The organism is Hungatella sp. L36, assembly GCF_014288035.1.
The window spans coordinates 1-14,770 of record NZ_JACOPC010000001.1; the positions used below are offsets into that span (position 1 = coordinate 1).

Here is a 14,770-nt window from a genome sequence, read left to right on the forward strand (position 1 = left end):
TTGAGGAAGAAATGCGGTAATCCTCCCTCGGTATCAGCCGCCCGTTTTCATCAAGGGTGGGCTTCATGGTAAACTCGTCATGCTCAAATGTGAGATAGGCTTCCGCTGCGCCATAGTCGGCATTTTTAGAGCTGATATGTTTGAATGTTGCCAACAGCGTCACCCACTTTCTGCAAGACTTCAAACTTTAGGGCAGCAAGGTCGGAAACCGCTGCCCGTACCTCCCCGACAAGCTGCGGGTAGGGGCTGTGCCACTCGTTCAGCGTTCGGGCTATCTGGTTTAAGTTGCCGCCGATCCTGCCGTATTCGGCGGTCAGCTTCCCGACAGCGGCAAGCAGCTCGTCGTTGACGGGGGAAACGGTTATGATGGGGCGTATGGCTGCCCCGGTTATGGCTTGCCGAATAAACTCGGCTTGGCTCATGTTGTAAGCAGAAAGCCTTTCCGCAAACTCGGCGTATTCTTCCTCGGTCATGCGTGTCTTGACTACCCGGCTGCGGTGCGGTGTGTTGTATCGTTTCATGGTCGGCAGACCTCCTTTCTGTGTATGGTGTCCTCTCACTAATAGGAGAAAAACAGGGTGTGAAGCGGAACTGTTTTTGAAAAAATCCCCTCATAAGTCAGTACAAAAATCAGCAAAAAGTTGCCGTTGCTTTATGCTGTTTTTTTGTTTCCCCGCAGGGGATAGCAGGGTTTGGGGAAGGCACTCCCCAACAAGATTCCCGCAGGGGCAAAATGAGTGAAAAGCGAATTTTGGCACCTCGGTAGAATCTTGCTCTAAAAAACTGCCGCTTTCCTCGGCGGCTCTGGTTTGCGGATATACTGGCTTGCTCCACCAATATAGCGATTGCGGCGGCGTGTTCTGCCCGCTGTTCACCACTACAACGGTGAAAAAGGTGCGTTTTGGCAAATGCAGCGGAAATTTTTTTGATTTCCCCGTCCTGCTCCCTACAACAATCCGGCGGTGTGGTTTGCCAAAGATTTTTGAAAATAGGCGCAAAAAAAGCAGCAAACCTTTTTCAAGATTTACTGCTTATATGCCGCTGTGATGGGCGGCGGTATTAAATTGTCAGCCGTTTTTCAAATGGAATTTATCTGCAATCGCTTTCTTTTCGCTTTCCAATCCCTTTTCTGTAATCTTCCATAATCCTAACGCAATGATCTGCTATCTTTTGCATTCCGAGTTCTTCAAAAAAAGCAATTTGTATTTTCATCAGTTCTTCGCAAACAGCCAACTTCTGCTCATCCATATTGCTAATAGCAAGCCATGGGAACGCTTTATATTTCTTAGTGTCACCAATGAGAAAATTGTACCCTATCAACTCATTTTCACGGAAAACGAAATAGAATTGTGGACCTGAACCCGGAACTGACTTTTCCATAATTTGTTGCATGGTTTTCACACCGCCGTATGCAGGAAAAAAACCTATTCGCTCAAGAGCATTTAATATGTCAAGCCTTTTATCTGTGGGTATGTCTCTATAATTGATAATCTGTTCCATTTGCTCCACCCCCATTAAAGTTTAATTTGTCAGGCTCTAATTATACAACTTTTCTGCTTAGCGGTCAAAGCGGAACTTCAACAGGCTTTCTATCAGCCGCCCGACGATATGTTCCTGCATATCTGTGTTGATCTGTCCGTCCATTTTCGCACAAGAGCGGATATATCCGGCATAATGGGATAGGACGGCGGCAACAGCTTCCGGGTCGCCCTCGCTTGCCTTAACGATTGTTTCATAGGGAAGTAGCTGGTTCATAGGACAAGCCCTCCAACTCTGCCCGTAGCCGCCGTAAAATCATCTGAATACGCCGCCCGGTTGTGTTGCCAGCCCGTCCATATCTCCGTCCAATCTCCCTATGCGTCAATCGTTGGAAGTAGTACAAGAAAATGATTTCCTGTTCCATCTGTGATAGTGCGGACAGGGCTGCGGCAAGCTCTGGACTTTCCAAAAGCACCATCTGACCACAGACGAAAAGCGGATAGCTGGTCATGCCGGATTGCTCCGCAAAGTATTTATCTGTGGTACTGAATGGATAGTGTTTTTCTTCTATCAGATATTCAAGCGAGATTTCCCGCTTGCGGCGGCTCCGTATGCTCCGGGCTGCGTCTATGGCAGCGTGGCGAATAACAGTCTTGCAAAAGGCATCGTGTGTATGCCGGATATGTTCTTGATACTTTTCGTGTTCGGTCATGGAAAATCCCCCTTTCTGAATAATGGCAGAGGGCGGCAGCATCTTGTGCTGTCGCCCTCTTGATTACCGAACAGCAAAGACGGGCGGGGCTGTCAACGGCGGCGCATTTGCGCCGTTCATCTTGACCGTTGACAGGCTCGGCTGGGTTTGCTATCTGCTCACGGCAATTCACTCTCATTGATAGGAATTGCTTCAAGGTCCGTATTCAAATTGTTCCAATAAGAGCCAATATCCGCACTTGTGAAATACTTAAAACCGCCTGCTTCTGACTTCAATTCGCCGTTTTTAACTCCATAGCAGGCGTAAATCAAATCGTAGCTTGTTCCATCTGAGAGGTTAAATCTAAAGCTGGTCACATCTGCTCCGGCAGTTTCCTCAGTTGTTTTGTCTTTTAAGGATAAGTCCTTGAACTTATCATACAGGGTCTTTATATCATTTTCAGCAACAACTACTTTCTTTTCTGCTGATGCAGGCACTCCGTCATAGTGGTACATTTCAACGCTTTCGACATCTTCAACCTCAAATGGGAAGTCGATTTTGACAGGCTCATAAGCAATGTTTATAGGTAACAGAAAGAGAGCTGTAAAAATTGCAATGGTACAAAGAGCGATGGAAACGAGAACAGCAATCGTTATCTTTTTCCTGCCCCTCTGCTTTTCTTTTGCCTCATGGCGCATAATAACGCTTTCGCTTTCTTCGTGAAGAACATCTTCGCTCGTGTGAGAAAGCAATTTCTGATAAATTGCGTTACAATCAGCACAGGCGTTCAAATGCTCTTTTACCATCTCTGCGCTTGCTTCGCTGCAAGCACCGTCAACATACAGCGGAAGAATATCTCGAACAATATCGCATTGTTTACTCATGCTTTTCATCCATCCTTTCTTGAATTTTTAGCTTTGCACGATGATAAGTAACTCTCGCCCATGATTCTGTTTTTCCAAAAATTGCAGCGATTTGTGAAAAAGATAGTTCCCCGAATACGCGAAGCTGAAAGACTTCTTTGTATGGTTCTTCCAAACGGTGAAGAACGAGGTGTATGCGGAACGCCATGTCAGAATCTGCAACTGAGTTCTCAACATTTTCATTTGATGGCAAGTCATTGATTTCACTCACATCAGCTACTCGCTGACGGCTTCGCATTTCATCATGGTAAAGATTTTTTGCTATGGAGCAGAGCCATGTCAATTCATCTGACTTACCTTTGAATTGTGATGTTGTAGAAACAGCCTTATAGAATGTGTTCTGCGTGATTTCCTCTGCTATCTCACGATTTTTGGCAAGAGAAATAGTATACGAGTATACCTGTAAATAGTAGGCTTTATAGAGCTTTTCATAGTCCATACTTGTCATCACCTCCTTCAGCTTCATAGGTTAGACGGAGAAATCGGAATTTCGTTACAAAGAAGTTTGAAATTTTTATACCTTTACGCTACTCTTGCTTTCTGCGGACTGTTGGTAGACGCACATTAACGGCAAGCAAAGAGATTGCTGTGTCAGCTTGATATGTTCAAATGCTAATTAAGTATAGCATACAGCTATGAATTTTTCTATTGCGTTCCCCTGACTTCGGAATAGTGGCAGGGCTGGCTATCCATGTCTTGTGCTTCTCTACCGTACATGAGCATTGGCTCCGGGATTGTCGTTGCCGTAACCCTCCATTAAGTTAATGGCACCCCAAATGCCAAGACCTGCGCCAAGCGCGATAACCAAAGTCTGCAATACACCAACTGCGCTGTTAAAGAAATCCATATAAACCTCGCTTTCTGCCGTTGTGCGGCTCAAAAAATGTTGTTGAAAATGAAAATGCCGCCGTTATTCCTCGGCGGCTGCGTCCTCGTCGGACAAATCTATTTCGTATATGTCAAAGGCTTCATCGGGCTTTACGATTGCCGGACGGGTAGACATATACCGTTCAACGTCAAAAGCGTTTTTCTTGTCGAAGTCGGAAAGGTATTTGTAGTTCGGGTGTTTCGTTATATCGTATTTGTCGCTTAAAAAGGGACGTACACCGCGTAGCTGCAAAATACATTTCCCACCGTCCATAACTGCTATTTCGTCCTGTGTCATCAACTCCTTTCCTAATTTTTGATAAGTAAGTCCATGAGAAACCTGCGTGCCGCGATTTTCGGAAGTGTTGAAACTGTCGATTGTTTCCCGTCCCAAGTTATCCGAAATATCCTTTGCATTTTTCCCACGTCCTCCCAAAAACAAGGTGCTGTCGGCATTATCAAGTATGATTTCTGCCGCGTCCTTGTAAATGGCTTTTAGCTGGCTCTGCGATTGCAGAATGATAGAAGCGGACATTTCCCGGCTGCGAATGGTCGCAATTAGTTTATCAAAGCGGGGTATCTGCCCGATGTTGGCAAACTCGTCAAGCAAAAAGCGGACGTGAACAGGCAATTTGCCGTTATATTCGTCGTCCGCTTTATCACAAAGTAAATTGAAAAGTTGCGATTGCAAAATAGCGATAACAAAATTAAAGGTGTCGTCGGTATCGCTCATTATGAGGAAAAGCGCGGTTTTCCTGTCGCCCAATGTATCAAGTTCCAATTCATCATAGGACATGAGTTCCCGGAGTTCCTCTATATCAAAAGGGGCAAGACGCGCACCGCAAGAAATAAGGATTGACTTTGCCGTTTTGCCCGCCGCCAATTTGTATTTTTTATATTGCTTCACCGCGAAATGGTCGGGGCTGCGTTCTTCCAAATCGGCAAAGAGCAGATCAACGGGGCTTTGGTATTCCTCGTCGTCCTCGCGTGCTTCGCTTGCGTTGATAAGTTCCAACAGGGTAATAAAGTTCATTTCCTCGGCGGGGGCTTCATACCAAATGTAGCCGATCAACGCGCAATATAGTAACCTCTCGGCTTTCACCCAAAAATCTTCCGCGCTCTTTTCTCCCTCGCCTTTGGTATTCACGATAAGGGTATTGACAACCTTTAACACGTCCTTTTCGCTGCGGATATAGACAAAGGGGTTATAGTGCATACTTTTCCGAAAGTTTATCGTGTTCAGTACCTTAATGCGGTAGCCTGCCCGTTGCAGCAGCTTTCCGCACTCGATTAGGACGGTGCCTTTCGGGTCGGTCAAGACGTAGGAAGAATGAAGCTGCATTAAATTAGGCTTTACAAAAAACCTTGTTTTTCCGCTGCCGCTGCCGCCGATCACCACGACGTTTTTATTTCTCGCGTATTTCGGTGATTTAGGGCGGCTGTTCATGGTAAGCCGTTCGGTCTGCGTCAAAATGATGTTGTTCTGAAAATCTGGGTCGATGTAGGGCTTTATATCTTCGGCGTTGCCCCAACGTGCGCTGCCGTATTCTGCGCCCTTGCGGTATTTCTTCGCGTTTTTCCCTTTGACATAGACAATCAGACGGATAACCACCGCGCCGACAATGCCAATAAGCAAATCCAACGGGTGAACGCTCGGCAAGGCATTTGAAAACGCTTCGGAAAATCCCTGTGTGATATTGAGTATCTTTTCGGAAATATCCGCGCCGGGGGCAAGCCGCACCGCCTGTCCCACCTTATCAAAGAGATAGACAAAGAACACATACGGGATATTCGGGATTATCAGCTTTTTGTAGTTTATCTGCTTCATATCTCGCGCCCCCTGTCTATTTTCTTTACCTTGTCGCGGGCGGCGTTAAGCTGCTTCGCCTTGTCCTTTGCTGCGGCAAGGGCTTTGCGGATAGAGGGCTTTTTATCCCTGTTCAGCTTCTTTGCGGAAAACTCTTGAAACGCTGCGGTCATAACGTCCGCGTCCCTGCCTTTGAAAAACACAAGGTAACGGGTCTGTTCGCCCTTAACCTTTTTCAGCGAAAAATCTATGTTGTATTTCTTCGCGGTACTCTCAAAGGCTTTGATATTGCTGTCGGTGATCTCGATGTTGGAAACCCCCGCATTTTGCTTCATAAGCTGCCGCATGGTCTGTTTCCCATGCGGTGCTTTGCTTTTCTGCTCCAAAAACTTCTTGATTGCTTTCTGTAACGCCTGTTCGGTAAGCCTTGCCGCGCCTTTTCCCACGTTGACGGATAGGGCAATCGTTTTTTGGGTTACTTCCTCCTGCAAGGTATCAACTCCTTTCCCGGTAAACTGCGGCTATGCTCATTTGCTGCCGTAAAAGTCGTGATTGACAAGGGCGGTATAGTAGCTGTCAATGGTACTCGGCGCGTTGAACAGCACCGCTTTTAGATACTGCTTGATGTTGCGCACTTTGGTTGTGTTCTCCCTCATGCAATCCAAAACAAACTCAATATGGCTGCTGTTCAGCTTCATAAACTTTGATTTCACCAGTTCGGCGGGGTAGTCGTCCCCGGCAATACGGATTGTCTTTCGCGCTGTGCAGACGGTTTCCAGCATGATTTCTACAATCTCGTCCAAACGGTCTTTATCCATTTTGGGGTCTTGAATGAGAATGTCATAGTCGATGTTTTCTTTGATGATTTCCCGATAAATCTCTATTGCACTGTTTGTTTTCGCTTCCGTTCTTTTCCTTTCCGGCGGCGTAGCCGCTTCGTCCTGCTCATAAGGCAAGGGATTTAGGGAATGGAAAGGAATGGAATGGGTACTTGATAGATCAGTAATTGATTGTTCTTTACTTGATATATCTTTATTTAATTGCGTTGGATTTTCCAACGTAGGTTTTTCCTGCGTAGGTTTTTCCAACGTTGGATTATCCAATGTTGGATTTTCCAATGTAGGTAAATCCAATATAGGCGGCTGTCCGCCGCTGGTAGCTGCTTCCGGCTCTCGCGGCTGCGGCTGCTCGTATATGACGTAATCTGCGCCCCGCAAGCGTCCCTTTTCGTCGCGCTCCCGGCTGCGCACGATATATCCGGCTTTTTCGAGTTCCTTTACCGCTTCGCGGATTGCGTCGATCTTCTCCCGGTTGATATGGGATAAGCCCGCAAGGGTATAATCCCAATCTTCGGGCAAAGACAGCATTTGCGAAAGCAAGCCTTTTGCCTTTAAGGTGAGTTCCTTATTGCGCAAGTGGTGGTTGCTCATAACGGTATAGCCCGTATTTCTCTCAACTCGGAAAACTGCCATTTTTTATCACTTCCTTTCTCGGTCTGCGTGGAATAATAGAAAGCCGTTTTCGGCGGTTTTGGTATTGCAGTATGCCTTTGCCGTTTTTGCGTCTGAAAAGCCTTGTATTATAAGGGCTTTTTCGCGCCTAACGTTCCACGTTACCGCCTGTTTTCGGGCATAAAAAAACCGCAACTCTTTTCAAGCTGCGGCGACATATCCTACTCACTTAAAAACGCCATATCAAGGCTTGTCCAACCTTGCTACGGCGTTTTAGGTGTAATTATAGGGGTTGTTTAATTGTCTGTAATGTGCTGAAAGCCGCATGGTTACGGCATTTTCCTTGTTGTGCATATATTGACGGGGCAGTAGCGCCAGTAGGGCCAATAAGGCCAGTAGCGCCAGTAGCACCAGTGGGTCCGGTAGGGCCAATAAGGCCAGTAGCGCCAGTGGATCCGGTAGCACCAATAGGACCGGTAAGACCGGTAGCTCCAGTAGGTCCGGTAGCACCAGTAGGACCGGTAAGACCGGTAGGCCCAGTAACTCCAGTCGGTCCAGGATCCCCGGTAAGTCCAGTTGGGCCAGTAGATCCAGTAGACCCAGTAGGACCAGTAGCTCCAGTAGGACCAACAAGGCCGGTAGCGCCGGTAGGTCCTGTAGGTCCTGTAGATCCGGGATCACCAGTAAGTCCTGTTGGGCCAGTAGGACCAGTAGCGCCAGCGGGCCCAGTAGGCCCAGGATCACCAGTAAGTCCTGTAGGTCCAGTGGGTCCTAAAGCGCCAGTGGCCCCAGTGGCGCCAGTAGGACCGGGATTACCGGTAAGCCCTGTTGGGCCAGTAGCCCCAGTAGGCCCAGTAGGCCCAGTAGGCCCAGTAGCCCCGGCAAGTCCTGTAGGTCCAGTGGGTCCCGCAGCCCCGGTCGCCCCAGTAACTCCAGTAGCCCCAGGATCACCAGTAAGTCCGGTAGGGCCAGTCGCTCCAGTAGGGCCAGTCGCTCCAGTAGGGCCAGTCGCTCCAGTAGCACCAGTCGCTCCAGTAGCACCAGTGACCCCAGTAGGCCCAGTAGCTCCAGTAAGTCCAGTAATTCCAGTGGAACCGGTAGGCCCCGTAGCTCCTGTCAGCCCCGTGGCTCCGGTCGCCCCAGTAACTCCGGTAGGCCCGGTCGCCCCAGTAACTCCCTGAGGGCCTGTCACCCCAGTGGGCCCAATTGGTCCAGCAGGTCCAGTATCCCCCATACCCCCCGTAGGCCCTGTCGGACCAGCAGCCCCGGTAGCTCCGGTCGGTCCAGTAGCCCCAGTCGGTCCGACCCGGCAAGGGCATGGCTCCGGAGCGGGGCCGTGGCAGCAGCCGGGACAGCGGCATTGACATTGTTTATTATATGAATTCATGATCATTATCCTTTCAAATAAAATACAGTTACACTATCATTATATACACAGGAGGGGATTGTTGTTTTTATATGTTACAAAACAATAAGAATATCCGGTGAAATTTGTAATAAAAGCTTAATAGTATGAATGTTGACATTTCAGGCCTTCACGACTTACACTTATGTAAGAGAAAATGGGGGGCGAGGTGAGCCGGTACAAATGAATCGGGATAATGAAAGATACGAAGATCTTGAGATGCGGAGACGTTCCAGGATAAGAAGACAAAAAAGAATGAAACGGCAGCGCCGGAGAGCGAGGATTTTATTTGGCCTCTTTTCCGCATTTTTGGCTCTTTTGACCGGAGCCGTTCTGGGAGCGCTGAGTCTGTATATGGAAGGCCGGATAGAACGCAGAGCTATCGATTTGAGCGCCCTTGTCGCTCCTGACTGGATTACGCAGGATTTCTTCGAAGTGAATCCGTATTCCAGGCCGGGAACAAAGATGAACCGGGTTAATGAGATCATCATTCATTACGTGGCGAATCCGGGAACGACTGCAAAGCAGAACTGGAATTATTTCAATAATTTAAAAGATCAGAAGGGAGATAAGGCGACCTCGGCCAGCAGCCATTTTATCATAGGGCTTGACGGGGAGATTCTTCAGGGAATTCCACTGGATGAAATCGCCTATTCCACATCGAAGGAAAAGAATCTGGACTCGGTTTCGATTGAGAACTGCCATCCCGGCGAGGATGGAAAGTTTACCGATGATACATATGCTTCCCTGGTGAAGCTGACTTCCTGGCTTTGCTGGGAACTGGATCTGACAGAAAAAGATGTGATCCGCCATTACGATGCCACCGGAAAAGACTGCCCGCGTTATTATGTGGCCCACGAAGACGAGTGGAACGCATTTTTAAAAGATGTAAAGGCGGCGTTAAAGGAACTGAATAAGAATGGCAGGCCCGACAGCCAAAAGACCGGAACTGATAATTCCGAAAGTGAAAATTTAAAAAGTGATAATTCGGATAACAGCAAGAAAAGTACCGGCCAGAATGAAAACGCCGGTAATCTGGAAACAATGAAAGCGGAGTAAGGGAGATGCAGTTTAAGCAAATCACAGTGCTTTCGGCAGCAGAAGATTTTAGATAACAAATCATTATAAAAGGAGTGGACCCATTTTTATGCGTTCCACTCCTTTTTCCTGCTTAAAAATAACGGTGTCTCTCATTTACAGCAGCGCCGGAAATGTAATAAATACCGTTGTGCCGATATACGGCCGGCTCGTGTAGCGAAGGCCGTACTGCGTTCCGTAAGAAAGCTGGATTCTTTCATGAATATTCCATACACCATAGCCGGAATTCTTTTCCCCGCGGGTAAGGAGTGTCCCCAGCTTCTCCTCTGGAATTCCGATCCCGTCGTCTTCAATAGAAATGGTAATCACGCCGTCTTCCAGCCCAGCCCTGATGGTAATTTCTCCAGATTCCGAACTTTTTTCGCGGATTCCATGAAGGATTGCATTTTCAACCAGCGGCTGGAGAATAATTTTGATAATCTTATAGTCGTATAGCTCTTCCGGCACATCGATGGTCAGCTTAAAATGATCTTCAAACCGCATATTCTGAACGTTGACGTAGGCCGCCACGTGGTCCAGCTCATTTTTCAGGGAGACGATGGTCTCCCCATGTCCAAGGCTCAGCATGTAGAAACGTCCCAGTTCTTTTGCTGCCTCCGCCACATCGGGCGCCTCATTATCGATTCCCAGCCAGTAGATCATGTCCAGCGTGTTGTAGAGAAAATGGGGATTAATCTGTGACTGGAGAACCTGAAATTCCAGATCCTTGATTTCATAACCCAGCTTATACTGTTCCTTCAGGAGACCGGAGATCTGCCGGACCATGTCATTGAAGCTGTCGGTCAGAACACCGATTTCATCCGTACCGTTGCAGAGCGGTTCGATCTCAAAGTTAGAGCTGACGGCCCTGGAGATGTACTCCTTCAACACGTAGATGCGGGAACTTAACTGCTTCGAGGTCCGGTACAGGACCGGAATCAGGAGAACGATCAACAGGATGACCAGGATGATGGTCTGCTGCTGATAACGTCTCGTCGCTCTTAAGATATCGGAGGAAGGAGTCAGAATAGCCAGAGTCCAGTCACAGCCGCTGATCGGCTGGATTCCAATAAAGTGATTTTTGCCATTAAATTTAATCTGCTGCAGCTCCGAATCCGTGTCCGAAGCGGCCTGCAAATGTAGCGCTTCGACATCCGCCGGCGTAAAAAAGTCCTCCTTTCCGTGATACATAATTGTCTCACCATATGAATTGTAGAGGAGGACAGAGGTACCCAGCGTAGTAGCCGCCTGGGCAATTACGTCTTTAAACGCAGAATTATTGATCGTGGCGGTCAGGGTTCCCAAATACTGATTTAAATTTTTGGAATCGGGGATTTTCTTCACGTAGGTAATGGCCCCGAGCTTATCGGAGGAGCTGAAAAACGAAGCGGGAAGCCACAGGGAACTGATATTTTCTTTTTCGGAGGAGCGTTCATACCAGCGCTCTTTTTCTTCCTCCGTGAGCTGGCCGAATTCCTTGCTGTTTTCGAAGGAAATGGAGCCGTCGAGCGCAAAGAGGCGGATGTTATGGATATCTTTAGACGTATTGGCATTGTACATGATGCTCTTTGCCGTCGTGCTTAATATAATCCAGTTGTTCTGACTCTCTCTGTTAAATTCATCGCTGGAGGCAATCAGGGTCTGGATTGTCTCATCTGCACTGATCACATTGATGATGTTCTTGATGGAGGTTACCTTATAGCCGAGAAATTCCGTGGTCTGGAGCAGCATGTTCTTAGCCGTATACAGTGCCTGCTTCGTCTCCGATTTTGATGAATAGTAGGAGCTGGCCGAGGAGAAGATCACAAGAATCAGGCAAATAATCAGGAAATAGGAGAAAAACAGCTTCTTCATATAATTCATAGAAGAAAAACAGCGTTTGATGTTATGAATCACCTTCATGGATTTTCTCCCTTCTCGGAAATTTTGCCGTAGTCCTGCGGTACTGTGTCGGTGTGACACCGTACTGCCTCTTAAAGACAGTACTTAAGTAATTGGCGTCCAAAAGACCTATCCTTTCCGCGATTTCATAAAGCTTTAAGTCCGTATCACTTAAAAGGCGGCATGCTTTTTCCGCACGGATATTCAGAAGAAAGTCATTGATGGTTACCCCGGTCTGTTTTTTGAACAGCGTACTTAAGTAATTCTGCGATAAATTTACGTGATCCGCGATGACCTTGATAGACAAGTCGGGATTGGAGTAATTCCACAGAATGTAATGTACCGCATTTTTAATTTTAATATCGTAGATGTCGCCGCCTAAAAGCTGGATGGTATTGACCTCATAATAGATAAGCTCCCTGTATTCCGCCAGCGAAAGCGTCTCAAACGCATCCCAGGACACCACCCTTTCATCCCAGCTTTTTTCTATGGTCATCATGTAAATCTTGTAGAGTTCACCGCGAATATAGGGAATGTCCGTATACTTTTCCCGGGCAAGAGTGTCAAACAGTGTTTCCGCACCGGATAAGGTCAGTTCCTTCAGACGAAAGATATTTTTGGGAACCTCTTTTAAAGGCAGCGGTTCCGCAAAAGTAATCGTCCCATAATTCTCATAGTAAAAGCTTTCATATTCGGTCATCCGTGATACCGCAGCATAGAGTTCGGGAATCTCCGTCAGGGAGAGACAGGGCCAGCTGATTCCGATCGCTGTCTCCGGAAGCTGGGATTTTGATGCGGAAGCCTGAAGGTCTCCCAGGATGCGCGTCATAACAGAGGAGGGGAGATTCCTGTAAATGAGTACGGCCTCTCTCGAAGAACGAAGGCTTAATAGGTAATCGTCCGGAGCAAGACCGTGCGCCTGCTCGAGTTCTCGGGCGACCGAAGAGAGAAAGGCTCTGGCTCCGGCATCACCGGCCAGCTTTTTGACGGGCCGGATACAGGACAGAGAGTAATTCCCTATTTTAGTCCACTCAAAATAGAGCGGGATAAAGTCCTGGCTGAATCTCTGCCAGTCCAGGCCGGGGGAAACGAGGGCGGAGACGATCTCCTCATGGATAATCGGAAGGGCCTTCTGAAATCCGTCGTGAATCAATTCCTCTTTCTGCTCGGATTCCAGCTGCATGACCGCTTTTGATACCGCTTTCCGTATCTCAACCACGTCGATCGGTTTTTCTATGTAATTAACCACCTTCAGCTCGATTGCTGACATCAGATACTCCTTGTCCGCATAACCGCTCAGGAAAATGATCTTGCATCTGGGAAATTTCTTGCGGATAATGGTCGCCAGCTCAATTCCCGTCATATGAGGCATCCGGATATCGGACAGCAGGATATCAGGCTTGATATCATCCACGGCAAGCAGCGCCTCCATCCCGCCTGCGACGGCGGTTACGGGATCGACACCGATTCCGTTCCAGTCGATATGGCGGCACAGCCCCTCCCGTGTCCGTTTTTCATCTTCGACAATTAATAAATGAAACACAGATTTTCCCCCTTTTTTGCGTCTTTCGCACAGAATACAGAAATAAATCGTAGGATTTTAAAGAATATAGTAATATTAGCATATGTTCAGAAAATTGTAAATCCAATATAATAGGGGTACAAATCACGATAGAAAGGACATGAGTTATGAAAAGGAGAAGAATTGCGGCATTGGCTTTAAGCTTTATGATGGTGGGAACTATGCTTGCAGGTTGTGGGACAGGAAGTGAGGCTCCTGCCGGAGGAGAAACCACGGCACAGGCCCAGGCGGGGGAGAAGAAGGAGACGACAGAGGGCGCGGCTTCGGGGGAAAAGACGACTCTCTCCATGATGGTATTTCCTTCTACGGAAAATTACGAGACGATCAATGAGAAATTTCTGGAACAGAATCCCGATCTGGCAGAAAAGGTGGATTTTGAGGTTCAGCTGGGAGGAAGCGGAGACGGCGATGTGGCGGACAAGCTGAGACTGGCTTTAACCTCCGGTGAAAATGTTCCCGATATTGTCCGTCTCAATTACACGCAGCTCCCGGAATTTGCCAAGGCCGGCGTGCTCTATCCGCTGGGGGACTACATTGCGGAATATGAGGACAAGATCATTGACGCAGCGAAAAGTATTATGAAGTACGACGGCACGTATTATGCACTGCCGAGGGAGGTAAAGCCAAAGGTATGGTTTTACCGTGCAGACATCTTCGAGGAATGTGGCATTGACGTGCGTCAGGTAAAGACAATCGACGAATTTATCGCAGCGGGTGAGACGATCCGGGAAAAATATCCCAACGCCTGCATGGAAAATTACAATGTACCGACCACAAGCTATGATTTTATGATGATGTTAAGCGGCACGGGAGCAGGCTTCTGTGATGAAAACGGCAATTATAATCTGGCTTCCAACGAGGACGTAAAGCTGACCTTTGAACGGATGAAGAAGCTGAACGATTCCGGCGTCATGTCCAGCGCGGCTGAATGGTCGGCGGACTGGACTCCTGCCTTTGACAACGGTGAAATTGTATCTCAGCTCATCGGAGGCTGGTTTAAGACCGATTTTAAGAATTTCAACCTTGAGAGCCAGAAGGGAAAATGGGCTATGGCACCGTGGCCGGAAGAGATCAGAGAAGGTTCTGATGCCGGCGGAGCAATCTGGGTAATTCCGGCGGCGGCCAGGAATAAGGAGCTGGCGGCAGAAGTGATGACAAAGATGTGCTTTGACGAAGATGCGGCCAAGATTATTTTCGATGTAACCGGCGTACTTCCTGCATTAAAATCCGCGGCTGACGATGCGTATTATAATGGCGGCAACGAGTATTATGCGTGCAGCTTAGGCGAGGTGAACAGCGAAGCCATGGAATATTTAAAGATATTCCCGTATAATCCGGCTTCCTCCCAGGAGCAGAAGATTATTCTCCAGTATCTTGACGAGTATTTACAGGATAATATGACACTTGATGAAGCGCTGAAGGCCGCGCAGGATGACATGATCAATCAGATCGGCAATCCGTTTGAATAAATAGCGGGAGCATTTATCAGGTACATGTGTATGAAGAGAGGCGATGATGCATTTCGTCGCCTTTCTTGTTGGAAAAATGCCAGTGATACGAAACTATCCGCCTGGCTCGTCACTTGCGAAAACAAAGGAGGCATCGAC

14 protein-coding genes and 2 pseudogenes are annotated in these 14,770 nt (G+C 47.7%); 2 read left to right on the top strand and 14 right to left on the bottom strand.

Annotated elements, in window-relative coordinates:
* From H8S80_RS00005 to H8S80_RS34070, 12 genes and pseudogenes are all read right to left on the bottom strand, one after another.
* Window positions 1-154, bottom strand: a pseudogene (locus tag H8S80_RS00005) (relaxase/mobilization nuclease domain-containing protein); the annotation flags it as partial.
* Entirely contained in the window at window positions 126-521 is a 396-nt protein-coding gene (locus tag H8S80_RS00010; protein WP_118090899.1) for a plasmid mobilization protein, read from the bottom strand. The pseudogene H8S80_RS00005 and the gene H8S80_RS00010, both read right to left, overlap by 29 nt.
* A gap of 568 nt (window positions 522-1,089) precedes the next feature.
* Window positions 1,090-1,500 (bottom strand): hypothetical protein, encoded by a 411-nt coding sequence (locus H8S80_RS00015; RefSeq protein ID WP_023921374.1) that lies wholly within the window; start codon window positions 1,498-1,500, stop codon window positions 1,090-1,092.
* 57 nt (window positions 1,501-1,557) lie between these two features.
* On the bottom strand, window positions 1,558-1,755 hold the full coding sequence (locus tag H8S80_RS00020) for a helix-turn-helix domain-containing protein (protein WP_004853580.1): 198 nt from the start codon (window positions 1,753-1,755) through the stop codon (window positions 1,558-1,560).
* Entirely contained in the window at window positions 1,733-2,191 is a 459-nt protein-coding gene (locus H8S80_RS00025; RefSeq protein ID WP_023921375.1) for an RNA polymerase sigma factor, read from the bottom strand. Before H8S80_RS00025 ends, H8S80_RS00020 begins: the two co-directional genes overlap by 23 nt.
* 158 nt (window positions 2,192-2,349) lie before the next feature.
* On the bottom strand, window positions 2,350-3,054 hold the full coding sequence (locus H8S80_RS00030; protein WP_009259848.1) for a zf-HC2 domain-containing protein: 705 nt from the start codon (window positions 3,052-3,054) through the stop codon (window positions 2,350-2,352).
* Entirely contained in the window at window positions 3,047-3,532 is a 486-nt protein-coding gene (locus tag H8S80_RS00035) for an RNA polymerase sigma factor (RefSeq protein ID WP_008818014.1), read from the bottom strand. The genes H8S80_RS00030 and H8S80_RS00035 overlap by 8 nt, the downstream gene beginning before the upstream one ends.
* Window positions 3,533-3,799: 267 nt before the next feature.
* On the bottom strand, window positions 3,800-3,940 hold the full coding sequence (locus H8S80_RS00040) for a Maff2 family mobile element protein (protein ID WP_083490986.1): 141 nt from the start codon (window positions 3,938-3,940) through the stop codon (window positions 3,800-3,802).
* Between the two features lie 63 nt (window positions 3,941-4,003).
* On the bottom strand, window positions 4,004-5,788 hold the full coding sequence (locus tag H8S80_RS00045; protein WP_007709590.1) for a VirD4-like conjugal transfer protein, CD1115 family: 1,785 nt from the start codon (window positions 5,786-5,788) through the stop codon (window positions 4,004-4,006).
* Window positions 5,785-6,258: a PcfB family protein gene (locus H8S80_RS00050; RefSeq protein WP_006775667.1), complete on the bottom strand. Its 474-nt coding sequence runs from the start codon at window positions 6,256-6,258 to the stop codon at window positions 5,785-5,787. The genes H8S80_RS00045 and H8S80_RS00050 overlap by 4 nt, the downstream gene beginning before the upstream one ends.
* Window positions 6,259-6,294: 36 nt before the next feature.
* Window positions 6,295-7,239 (bottom strand): DUF6017 domain-containing protein, encoded by a 945-nt coding sequence (locus H8S80_RS00055; protein WP_007709596.1) that lies wholly within the window; start codon window positions 7,237-7,239, stop codon window positions 6,295-6,297.
* A 346-nt stretch (window positions 7,240-7,585) separates the two neighbouring features.
* A pseudogene (locus tag H8S80_RS34070) lies at window positions 7,586-8,605 on the bottom strand (collagen-like protein); the annotation flags it as partial.
* Window positions 8,606-8,878: 273 nt separating this feature from the next.
* Here H8S80_RS34070 and H8S80_RS00065 point away from each other — a divergent pair.
* Complete coding sequence (locus tag H8S80_RS00065; protein WP_242840503.1) at window positions 8,879-9,682, top strand: peptidoglycan recognition protein family protein; 804 nt, start codon at window positions 8,879-8,881, stop codon at window positions 9,680-9,682.
* A 135-nt stretch (window positions 9,683-9,817) separates the two neighbouring features.
* Here H8S80_RS00065 and H8S80_RS00070 read toward each other — a convergent pair whose 3' ends face one another.
* Together H8S80_RS00070 and H8S80_RS00075 are read right to left on the bottom strand one after the other, a co-directional pair.
* The gene (locus H8S80_RS00070; protein WP_002600936.1) at window positions 9,818-11,602 is read right to left on the bottom strand and encodes a sensor histidine kinase; all 1,785 of its coding nucleotides are present in this window, start codon (window positions 11,600-11,602) and stop codon (window positions 9,818-9,820) included.
* The gene (locus tag H8S80_RS00075; protein WP_002600935.1) at window positions 11,586-13,124 is read right to left on the bottom strand and encodes a response regulator transcription factor; all 1,539 of its coding nucleotides are present in this window, start codon (window positions 13,122-13,124) and stop codon (window positions 11,586-11,588) included. Before H8S80_RS00075 ends, H8S80_RS00070 begins: the two co-directional genes overlap by 17 nt.
* Window positions 13,125-13,270: 146 nt before the next feature.
* Between H8S80_RS00075 and H8S80_RS00080 the strand changes: the two genes are divergently transcribed.
* Complete coding sequence (locus H8S80_RS00080) at window positions 13,271-14,632, top strand: ABC transporter substrate-binding protein (protein ID WP_117631329.1); 1,362 nt, start codon at window positions 13,271-13,273, stop codon at window positions 14,630-14,632.
* Window positions 14,633-14,770: the final 138 nt, after the last annotated feature.